This is a genomic window from Scytonema sp. PRP1 (assembly GCF_036697665.2).
GTDB lineage: Bacteria > Cyanobacteriota > Cyanobacteriia > Cyanobacteriales > Nostocaceae > Kalymmatonema > Kalymmatonema gypsitolerans.
The window spans coordinates 102,703-112,666 of the sequence record NZ_JBAHYJ020000120.1 but is presented as its reverse complement, the minus strand read 5'-3'; the positions used below and the strand labels follow the sequence as shown (position 1 = coordinate 112,666).

The 9,964-nt window shown below is 44.7% G+C and carries 8 protein-coding genes and 1 tRNA gene; 5 read left to right on the top strand and 4 right to left on the bottom strand.

Annotated features, from left to right (window positions below):
- Positions 1–216: 216 nt before the first annotated feature.
- The 3 genes from V5G28_RS32280 to hpnA form a co-directional block, all read right to left on the bottom strand.
- Entirely contained in the window at positions 217–471 is a 255-nt protein-coding gene (locus tag V5G28_RS32280) for a hypothetical protein (protein ID WP_332988290.1), read from the bottom strand.
- Positions 472–629: 158 nt separating this feature from the next.
- On the bottom strand, positions 630–1,652 hold the full coding sequence (gene hpnH / locus V5G28_RS32275; RefSeq protein ID WP_096564713.1) for an adenosyl-hopene transferase HpnH: 1,023 nt from the start codon (positions 1,650–1,652) through the stop codon (positions 630–632).
- A gap of 111 nt (positions 1,653–1,763) precedes the next feature.
- The gene (hpnA, locus tag V5G28_RS32270; RefSeq protein ID WP_332988306.1) at positions 1,764–2,762 is read right to left on the bottom strand and encodes a hopanoid-associated sugar epimerase; all 999 of its coding nucleotides are present in this window, start codon (positions 2,760–2,762) and stop codon (positions 1,764–1,766) included.
- 98 nt (positions 2,763–2,860) lie between these two features.
- Here hpnA and V5G28_RS32265 point away from each other — a divergent pair, with 98 nt between their 5' ends.
- The 3 genes from V5G28_RS32265 to V5G28_RS32255 all read left to right on the top strand — a co-directional run bounded on the left by V5G28_RS32265 (position 2,861) and on the right by V5G28_RS32255 (position 5,711).
- Positions 2,861–3,565: a 5'-methylthioadenosine/S-adenosylhomocysteine nucleosidase family protein gene (locus V5G28_RS32265; protein WP_332988285.1), complete on the top strand. Its 705-nt coding sequence runs from the start codon at positions 2,861–2,863 to the stop codon at positions 3,563–3,565.
- A 255-nt stretch (positions 3,566–3,820) separates the two neighbouring features.
- Positions 3,821–5,434, top strand: coding sequence for an MFS transporter (locus V5G28_RS32260; protein ID WP_332988283.1), 1,614 nt, complete (start codon positions 3,821–3,823; stop codon positions 5,432–5,434).
- Positions 5,435–5,641: 207 nt separating this feature from the next.
- Positions 5,642–5,711 (top strand) — tRNA-Trp (locus V5G28_RS32255).
- 152 nt (positions 5,712–5,863) lie between these two features.
- On the opposite strand, the gene V5G28_RS32250 is transcribed toward V5G28_RS32255, so the two are convergent.
- Positions 5,864–5,992, bottom strand: coding sequence for a hypothetical protein (locus V5G28_RS32250; protein WP_336231515.1), 129 nt, complete (start codon positions 5,990–5,992; stop codon positions 5,864–5,866).
- Between the two features lie 337 nt (positions 5,993–6,329).
- Here V5G28_RS32250 and V5G28_RS32245 point away from each other — a divergent pair, with 337 nt between their 5' ends.
- Together V5G28_RS32245 and V5G28_RS32240 are read left to right on the top strand one after the other, a co-directional pair.
- Positions 6,330–7,865: a slipin family protein gene (locus V5G28_RS32245; protein WP_332988280.1), complete on the top strand. Its 1,536-nt coding sequence runs from the start codon at positions 6,330–6,332 to the stop codon at positions 7,863–7,865.
- Between the two features lie 702 nt (positions 7,866–8,567).
- Positions 8,568–9,956: a 3' terminal RNA ribose 2'-O-methyltransferase Hen1 gene (locus tag V5G28_RS32240; RefSeq protein WP_332988278.1), complete on the top strand. Its 1,389-nt coding sequence runs from the start codon at positions 8,568–8,570 to the stop codon at positions 9,954–9,956.
- The last annotated feature ends 8 nt before the right edge of the window (positions 9,957–9,964 follow it).

The window sequence follows — 9,964 nt, the reverse complement described above, 5'->3', positions numbered from 1 at the left end:
ACCCCGCGCCGCCCCTCCCCGCTTGCGGGGAGGGGACGTGAAGCGTAGCTTTACGGGGGTGGGGTTCTTAGGGTAATGATAAGTATTCAACCGGGCTTGATATCATAGCTATATTTACCCCAGACTCATCAACGAAAACTAAATTCTTCAGGTCAAATGTACGGTTAGTTTCCCAAAACTATTGTCACATTTTTTACTCTATCCGTGTCTTGCTCTTTATCTGACCCTAACTGTCCGTCCATTCTCACATTTGTACTCTCTGCCATTAACAGTCGCGGTTGTAGTCACTTGATCATCTGGTGAGTTGGACGAACAATTAAGTTTAACTTCACCATTCCTGATTTCTGTTGTTTGATTGACTTCTGAAGAGTTCGTGTCACTAGAACTTTCATCCCCACAGCCAGTTGTAAGTGCTAGCAAAGAACCAAGTAAGCCAAATACAACTATTTTGTTAGCAAGACTTTTGGGCATTACAAAATCCCTAATCGTTGTCAGAAACCTCTATCTTCTATTGTAGGAACTGAAATCAACGTTAGTGCAGCGTGCCTCCTCCGCAAGAGGCACGCTAATAGAATCAGATGTGTAACATTAGGAACTTGTGCAATTATCTACTAAGCTCAACCGTCAGATTAGCTCCCCATTCCTAACATTGCCTTCACCGATCGCCCGATATTTGTCGGCTGCATCGCATCCATAGCAGCGGTGGGTTCATAACCGCAATGTACCATGCAATCTGCACACTTAGGATTGCCACTAGCACGACCGTATTGCTTCCAATCTGTTTTTTCCAACAGTTCTTGGAAAGTCTTGTAGTGACCTTCATTGAGAAGGTAACAAGGCTTTTGCCAACCAAGAACGCTATAGCTGGGACTTCCCCAAGGGGTACAATCGTAGTCTTTCTCACCAATGAGAAAATCTAAAAACAGTGGGCTATTAATAAAATCCCAGTTTTTCTGACCTGCTTTCATAGGAGCAAAGATTTGCCGGAAGAGTGCCCGTGTTTGTTCGCGCTGAAGAAAATGGTCTTGATCTGGTGCCCACTCATAACTGTAGCCTGGGGAAATTGTCATGCCATCAATACCCAAACTCGTGAGGAAGTCAAACAACTCCTGCAATTCTTTAGGATCAGCTCCTTCAAAAACCGTAGTGTTTGTAGCGACACGAAATCCTCTCGCTTTTGCTGCACGAATTGCTTGAATTGCAATATCAAAAACTCCTTTGCGATCCACACACTTATCGTGTAGCTCCCGCATCCCGTCTAAATGCACACTGAAAGTCAGGTAAGGGGAAGGTTGAAACTTATCGAGGCTCTTCTCTAACAACAATCCATTGGTACACAAAACAATAAACTTTTTGCGTTCAACCAAGCCTCGGACAATCTCATCAATTTGGGGATGTAGTAGGGGTTCGCCTCCAGGAATAGAGACAACTGGTGCGCCACACTCTTCCACTGCGGCAAAGCATTGTTCAGGAGTTAAGTGTTGTTTAAGTATTTCTTTAGGATGCTGGATTTTTCCACAACCGGAACAAGCCAGATTACACCGGAACAGCGGTTCCAACATCAGAACCAGAGGGAAACGTTTGCGACCCAACAGACGTTGAGTCACTAAATACTTACCTATTTCAATAGCTTGTTGTAATTGAATGCCCATAATTCTCCTCAACACCTTGATATGGACTCTACCTATCAGCAGTCTGCACTCAACCAATTAAGCAAAATGTCTGATGACAATTTTGTATGGTTATGTTAGACCGAAAAGTCTCTATTTGTATGCTACCTCAACGTATTTCTGAGCCACAAACCAATTTACGGCGTCTTGTAAAGCAGTTCTAATTGGCGTTTGAGGTAAACCCAATTCTCTGACGGCTTTGGAAGCGTTGTAATACATCGGTTGATGCGACATACGAACACCATCCAAAGGAATCGAAGGCGCTTTGCCCAAAGGCGCGAGAATTCGCTCATCAATCCAAGCTAAACTTAGAGGTATCCATCCTGGGATAGATTTTTGAGGGGAACTCAGACCTGTGATTTCGGCAAGTTGATCAAGCAATTCTTTGAGAGTAAGATTTTGGTTGCCCAATATATAACGCTCTCCTGTTTTTCCTTTATCCAAAGCTAGTAGGTGTCCCCTCGCCACATCGCGCACATCGATAAAATTCAAACCCGTCTTTGGGTAAACAGGCATTTGCCTTCGCAGAAATCGCAGAATAATTTCCCCTCCAGTAGGAGTTGGTTTAATGTCCCAAGGACCAATTGGAGTGCTTGGATTGACTATCACGATATCTTGACCCTGTTTTACCGCTTGTTTGGCTTCCTGCTCAGCTAGATACTTAGACTTCTTGTAGTGACCAATTAGTTCCTCAAGCGGGCTTTGATGTGTTTCATCGACTACCTTCCCTGGTTCACCTACCCCAATAGCGGCGACGGAACTGGTATAAACTGTGCGTTCAATCCCTGCTTGACGCGCAGCTGCTAACACATTACGCGTTCCCAAGACATTATTCTGATACAATAACTCTCGGTCAGCTTGCCAAAGAGAATAGTGAGCTGCAACGTGAAATAGTACCTGACAGCCCTGCATTTTCTGGTGTAAATCCGGATCGTTCAGGTCGCTTTTGACAATCTCTACGTCTAAATCTTGTAAATTGTCCAAACGGCTGTTAGGACGAACTAGCGTCCGGACTGCATAGCCTTCCTGTACAAGCAACCGTGCCAAGTTAGCACCAACAAAGCCTGTAGCACCAGTCACAAACGTGCGAATTGTCATAAGTCGTGTACCTTGCTGTAACGCTGTTAAACTCAATACGCCTAGAAAAACTATAATTGCCTCAACTATGGAAAAACATAGGGCAGAGAATAATGACAATGCCTGTTGATGCCATTCTGGTTGCTCAAGGACCAGAGTACAAATCTGTTTGCAAAGGATTAAATCGCGTTGCAGTTCCTACACCGCCCGTTTTCCCGATTCCTATGGGTCCATCAGCATTAAGGAAATATTTAGAACAATGGCTACAAGCTGGACACCTTTTTCATCATTCGCAACCTAAAGTTTTGCTCATGGGTTTATGTGGAAGTTTGTCGCCCAAATACGGCGTTGGGGAGGCTGTCCTGTATCGAAGTTGCGTTTATCCCGTTGCAGAAGAAAATAAAAAGGCTACTGAGCTTTTCTGCAATCCAGAGTTAACAGAGATACTGCAAAAGAAATTACAAGACAGAGTTTTTACGGGGATTGGGTTGACGAGCGATCGCCTCATTTATTCTGCCAGTGAAAAACTGCAATTAGGTCAAGCTTATAATGCTGACGTTGTAGACATGGAAGGATATGCAGCCTTACAAGTTTTGAATGAGTTGGGAATTGCCGTAGCAATGCTGCGAGTTATCAGCGACGACGCATGCCATAATATTCCAAACCTCACCAATGCATTTCATGATGGTTCTTTACAGGCGTTTCCTTTAGCAATGGGACTACTCAAACAACCAATTGCGGCAACTCGCCTAGTTTCTGGTTCTCTTAGGGGATTAGGTATCTTACAGGATTTAACAACTTTTTTGTTTAGTCAATAGACCTCCTGCAAAAGTCGATTTTTTGAATGTCAAACCACAGATGGACACAGATGGACACAGATAATTAACTAGTGTTTGTCTGCGTCCAATGCTTTGTGTATCTGCGGTTCAAAATACCCTTAAATTGGATTTTTGCAAGAAATTTAATAGCTTAAATAGTTATTTTTGTTAAGAGTATTATGAATTGCAGGGCAGTTACAAGCGTAAATGAAATAGCCCTGACTTGCTCCATCCACCCTACTCCTGCATCTCCCTATGACATCACCATCAGCAGTTGCTATTTCCATGTGGACTCCCCTGCGTCAGCCAGTGTTTCGTGCCCTATGGGTGGCATCGGCGGTGTCAAGCATTGGGACTTGGATGCACGATGTCGGCGCAGCATGGTTGATGACAACTCTTGCACCCGATTCACCGTTGTTAGTGGCGCTGATGCAGGCGGCGTCTAGCTTGCCGTTTTTCTTGCTGGCGTTACCAGCAGGAGCGATCGCCGATGTTGTTGACCGCCGCAAGTTGTTGCTATGGACGCAGGGCTGGATGCTCGCTATGGCGACTTTGTTAGGTGTACTGACAATAGCTCACATCACAACTCCGTGGATACTCTTAGCGCTGACCTTTGCCCTGAGTCTCGGCAGTTCGATGAATATGCCTGTTTGGCAAGCTGTCACTCCCGAACTCGTGCCTAGAGAAGAACTGCCACAAGCTGTGACTCTCAGCGGTATTGTTGTTAATTTATCTCGCTCAATTGGTCCAGCGATCGCCGGGATAATCATCGCCACAGCCGGAACGGGTGTTGTTTTCCTGCTGAACGCTGCCTCATTTGTGAGCGTGATACTTGTGATTTATCGCTGGCAACGCAGGCATGAAAAGAGTGCCTTACCCACAGAACGCGTCGTAGGAGCAATGCAAGCAGGCGTACGTTACATCCGTTATGCCCCAGTCTTTCAGTCTGTGCTAATTAGAACTTTTGCTTATATTTTCTTTGCCAGTGCCTTGTTTGCTCTACTACCACTGCTGGGACGTCAAGAGTTAAAGTTGGATGCGCTGGGGTACGGTATAGTTCTTGGCTTTTGGGGCATAGGTGGTTTAGCAGGAGCGTTCATTTTACCCAAAGCACGGCAGAAGCTTTCCAGCGACAGGGTGGTGGCGCTGTCTTCCCTGCTGATGGGCGTGATGATGTTGGCGCTGGCATTTTTCCGCATCGTACCACTGGTTTGGGTAGTGATGCTGCTGGTGGGAATTTCGTCCCTCAGCGTTATGGTAAGTCTCAATGTCGCAGCGCAAACAGCGGTTCCTACGTGGGTACGTGCCAGAGCTTTATCTGTGCAATTGTTAGTATTCCAGGGAACTATGGTGCTGGGCAGTCTTTTGTGGGGTACTATAGCTCAACGGACAAGTATCTCAATTGCCCTTGCCAGTGCTGCTGTGGGATTAATTGTGTGTGTTTTGCTAACAGTGCGTTATCGTCTTCGCTGTGCTGAAAAATTGGATTTGCAGGCGTCCCTGCACTGGGAGCAGCCACGCATCGCTTTTGAACCGTGCCCAAACGATGGTCCCGTCTTAATTACCCTGGAGTATCGCATTGATCCAGCAAACGCCGAAGAGTTTACCAAGGTGATGCAAACACTCAGTCAAATTCGTCGGCGTGATGGCGCGATTCAGTGGGGCGTGTATCAAGATTTATCAGACCCTAGTCGCTTTGTGGAAACATTGCTTGTAGAGTCTTGGGCAGAACACAAAAGGCAATTTGTGCGGGTGACAAATACGGATAGAGTGATTGAGGAACAAGTTCGCGCCTTTCACATTGGTGATCAACCGCCCAAGGTTTCGCAGATGATTTATTCAAATCCTGACAAGCATCCGTGTTATTGAATGCTTTTTAAGTAGGAGTTTCATACCCTGTTGGAAAAAAGCCTTTCCGAATTTAGTGAGGATGCAATCTCATCTAAGCTTTGTGCTACAGTTAGTAACAAGGAGTAATACATAAGCCGAGCTATAGTTTGGGTTCTGTATACCCAACTGGCATGCCAACCTCTGGATTGAACGTGTAACGCTTGTGCAATGTGTCACTACTCTATCGTTTGATTAGCTCAGTGGCAGAGCATCCGAACCAATCGGCTGGACGTAGGTTCAACTCCTACATCAAACTCCCGAAAGTTAGCTCACTGGTAGAGCGATCGACTGATAATCGATGTGTTCCAGGTTCGATTCCTGTACTTTCCGCCAACCCTGTCCGGGTCAAAAGACACTACCAAAAGAAGGTAGCGAATTACGTAGTATAAACTCTGCGATGCAGGCTTACTACTGGTCATCATAAATGATGTTCGGTAGTAGCAGTGAAGGAGCCAGAGCAGATGTTATCTCCCTAACTTGAGTATGTTCCTTCGGTTTCCACATCCAGTTTTCTGGAACTGGCAAACCGAACGACATATTTGAGCGTTGTTGTCTTTTTCTAGATTGCTCTTAAGTAGTCTAGGTATAAGAACCAGCAATCTTAATCCAGTGAGAGGAGATGCAATTTGCCCGCAACTGAACTGTAAACACCTGCATTTGCAGAGTTTAAAAATATTGTGTAGTATATGTATTATAAAGATCAAAAGTTATTGACTCCTTTAGTGCCAAATTCAGAACAAAGCTGGAGTCTCTACCTCTAACTCATGCACGAGATACAGCTTCTTTATAAGAACACAGGGTTAAATTGTCCACGCCAAATCTATAAATGTTTTTATCAAACCTTCTGCATCGGCTACAACTGCCCAAGTTATTTATGCAAATTTCCATTTGGAAAACTTTTTATATCAAGCCAAACGAGATTGGAATCTTATATCACCGCAGTGATTTTAAAAAAATTTTGCAGCCTGGTACTTACACCTATTTTGGTCGGCATTGGCAAGTAAAAACTTATGACCTCAACCAACCTGAGTTCAAGATAGAGAACTTGGAACTGTTGCTGCGAAATCATAGTGCAGAGTTACAGCAATATCTTTTAGTAGTCAGGACTGCTTTCAATCAAGCTGCTTTAGTACGCTTGGGGCAAAATTGGGTCAGTGTTGCACCAAATCAATTACGAGCTTTTTGGCGTGGTTTTATTGACGTAGAATCACATCTTTTCAACTTAGATGAAAGCTTGGAATTACCTACTGAATTCGTACAGCAAGTACGTGGAATTGCCTTGAATGAAATCAAGAAATTCCAAATTCCGGAGTATGAGATTGGTTTGCTTTACGTGCAGAATAACTTTGTGCGATCGCTAGAACCAGGCGAGTACGCTTTTTGGGCTGTGAATAGAGATGTTGCAGTCCGTACCCAGAGCCGTATTCTACCTAATCCACAATTTCCTTTAGAAGATGTATTAATTGAGCAACATCCCGAATTTGTAGCCGCTCACTGCGAAATAGTACAATTACAGAATCAGCAAGTAGCCATTGTACGCTATCAAGGTAAAGTCGTTTCCATCCTAGCGCCATGCAGTCGCAAGCTGTTTTGGCAAGGTGTGGAGATAGAGGTAATTGACATCACCACCGATGCTAAGTTGCCATCTCCCTTAGTTGCTGAGTTAGTTTCCGGTTTGCCAGAGACTTTAACTTTGAGCCGCAATTGTTTACATATTTGTGAAGTACCCGCACAGTACATGGGGCTACTGTACATCAATCAAGAGTTTCAAACACAACTCCAGCCAGGAAGGCACGCATGGTGGGTGTTTGGGCGTTCTTTAAAAACGGAAGTCTTCGACCAACGCCTGCAAACTATGGAAGTATCCGGTCAAGACATTCTTTCTAAAGATAAAGTGCCTTTGCGCTTAAACTTAACTGCTGGCTACCGCATACTCGATCCACTAACAGCCAAAAACCGTTTATCAGATATTACTAGCTACTTATACAAAGAGCTACAATTTGCTTTACGTGGTGCTGTTGGCGAAAAAACTTTGGATGCCTTACTGGAGGATAAAGGTGCGATTGATAGAAGTATTTTTGATTACATTCGTCAAAAAACCTCAGACTATGGAATTGAAGTAGATTCGGTAGGAGTAAAAGACATTATTCTCCCTGGTGAGATTAAGACGATTTTGGGCAAGGTAGTGGAAGCCGAAAAAGCAGCCCAAGCAAATGGAGTTCGTCGTCGTGAAGAAACTGCTGCGACTCGCAGTATGTTGAATACTGCCAAGGTGATGGAGGATAACCCCGTCGCGTTACGTTTGAAGGAATTAGAAGTATTGGAGCGAATTGCAGAGAAGATTGAGAAAATTCAAGTCAATGGGAGCTTAGATAGCATTTTGACCGACTTAATTCGGATTAATCGCTAATAAAACCGTAATAACGGGACTTAGACAAAAATTATGCCCAAATCTAACCCCACCTAGACAGCAACTAGGTGGGGTCTTGATGAACAGGAATTACGCAGTGAAACGAAAAATGAAGGTTTTGAACGAATGTACGGTGAAGGGAAGCGTAATGAAAGCGGGGTTCGCCAATAGGCAGTTGCTACCCCCACAACAAGCAGCTACGCGTCTACTTTGTGCTCATAACAGAAACCTGCAAGGACGCACTGCCCTCGCGTTGAGTTAACTGGCGTGCTAAAAGTGTAATCGTTTGCGCCCGTACGGGTGTAGGGAAAATGCCACAATCGTCACTACACTTCCACACTTGACTCCTCACTCCCAGTCTTAACAAAAATTTTAGTGCGTAGGTTCAAGATTAACGGAAATCTTCAAGGAAAAAACCTGCCGCTACCGCGATCAGTGTCGATTGTCACAAGATGCTCCCTAATGATCTAGAGTGTTTCAATTCCATATACAATCAATGAAATGAAAAACAGGAAAATAGGGTAGTTCATCATCAATGCCAGCGGCAAATATGGCGTAAGCTCAATTAAAAGCCTTTTTGTAACAATTTATAAAGCAAAGTAATAATATTAACGCCTAAAAGACATGAAATTTTTCCGTAATCATTTGGCATTGAGCAGTAGTCATAATTATCCTCGCCAAAGTGAACCTCTGCACAAGTGAATGCTACTGCTGATTACGACCACATCTTACCCAGCAACGGATTTAGGGTACTTACTGCATAAACACCCGGATCGCTGCCAATCTTTTGCTCTTTCTTTTGGACAAGCGCACGTCTTCTATCCAGAAGCCAGTGAGCAACGATGTACTGCGGCGCTGCTTTTGGATATTGACCCAGTGAAGTTGGTGCGCGGACGGAGTACAAATCTGGAACAATATGTGAACGATCGCCCTTACGTCGCTTCTTCATTTTTAAGTGTGGCGATCGCCCAAGTCTTCAGTACTGCGCTTGCAGGTCGTTGCAAAGACAAACCAGAATTGACACAAACTCCTCTACCTCTGGTTGCGAAATTGTCTGTTTTACCTTGTCGAGGTGGCGAAGGATTCCTGCGGCAGCTCTTTGAGCCGTTGGGCTACACTGTGACTGCCCAAAATCACATTCTAGATGAGAAATTTCCTGATTGGGGAGACAGCAAGTATTACACCGTGGAATTGCAGCATACCCTACCCCTTGCCGACTTGCTGAGTCATCTGTACGTACTTATTCCTGTATTGGATGACGATAAACACTATTGGGTAGACGATGACGAAGTAGAAAAGCTACTGCGTCATGGTGAGGGTTGGTTAAGGGCGCATCCAGCGCGGGAAGCCATTACTCGTCGTTACTTAAAACGACAGCACCGCTTAACTCGCGCTGCTTTAGCACAACTTGCAGAGGAAGACGAACTCGATCCAGACAGTGCTGAAGAAAACCATGCAGAAGAAGAAGCAGCTGTAGAAAAGCCTATGAGCTTAAAGCAGCAGCGGTTGAATGCCGTAGATGCTGCTTTGAAAGAAAATGGTGCAAAACGAGTTATTGATTTAGGTTGCGGTCAGGGAACTTTGTTGCGTATGCTGCTCAAAGACAGCTTTTTTGAGCAAATTACAGGTGTTGACGTTTCCTATCGGGCGCTAGAGGTAGCACAAGAGCGATTAGACCGCCTGCACTTACCTAGCAACCAATCGAATCGCCTACAACTGATTCAAGGCGCACTCACTTACCAGGATAAACGTTTTAAAGGATACGATGCTGCCACGGTCATTGAAGTGATTGAGCATCTCGACTTACCACGTCTTGCTGCTTTTGAGCGGGTGTTGTTTGAGTTTGCCCAACCGAAGACGGTAGTGGTGACTACACCGAATATAGAATACAACGTTAAATTTGAGAACTTGCCTGCTGGAAAACTGCGACATAAAGACCACCGCTTTGAATGGACACGCCAAGAATTCGAGACTTGGGCAAAGCAAGTTGCAGAACGCTTTGGCTACACGGTGCAGTTTCAACCTGTAGGAGTCGAAGATCCAGAAGTTGGTTCTCCTACGCAGATGGGGGTGTTTCGCCATGAAATTTGACGAACTTG

Coding starts and splice junctions, on each gene's coding strand:
- V5G28_RS32260 (WP_332988283.1), top strand. CDS start 3,821: ATGACATCACCATCAGCAGTTGCTATTTCCATGTGGACTCCCCTGCGT.
- hpnH (WP_096564713.1), bottom strand. CDS start 1,652: ATGGGCATTCAATTACAACAAGCTATTGAAATAGGTAAGTATTTAGTG.
- V5G28_RS32250 (WP_336231515.1), bottom strand. CDS start 5,992: ATGTCGTTCGGTTTGCCAGTTCCAGAAAACTGGATGTGGAAACCGAAG.
- V5G28_RS32265 (WP_332988285.1), top strand. CDS start 2,861: ATGACAATGCCTGTTGATGCCATTCTGGTTGCTCAAGGACCAGAGTAC.
- V5G28_RS32245 (WP_332988280.1), top strand. CDS start 6,330: ATGCAAATTTCCATTTGGAAAACTTTTTATATCAAGCCAAACGAGATT.
- V5G28_RS32240 (WP_332988278.1), top strand. CDS start 8,568: ATGCTACTGCTGATTACGACCACATCTTACCCAGCAACGGATTTAGGG.
- V5G28_RS32280 (WP_332988290.1), bottom strand. CDS start 471: ATGCCCAAAAGTCTTGCTAACAAAATAGTTGTATTTGGCTTACTTGGT.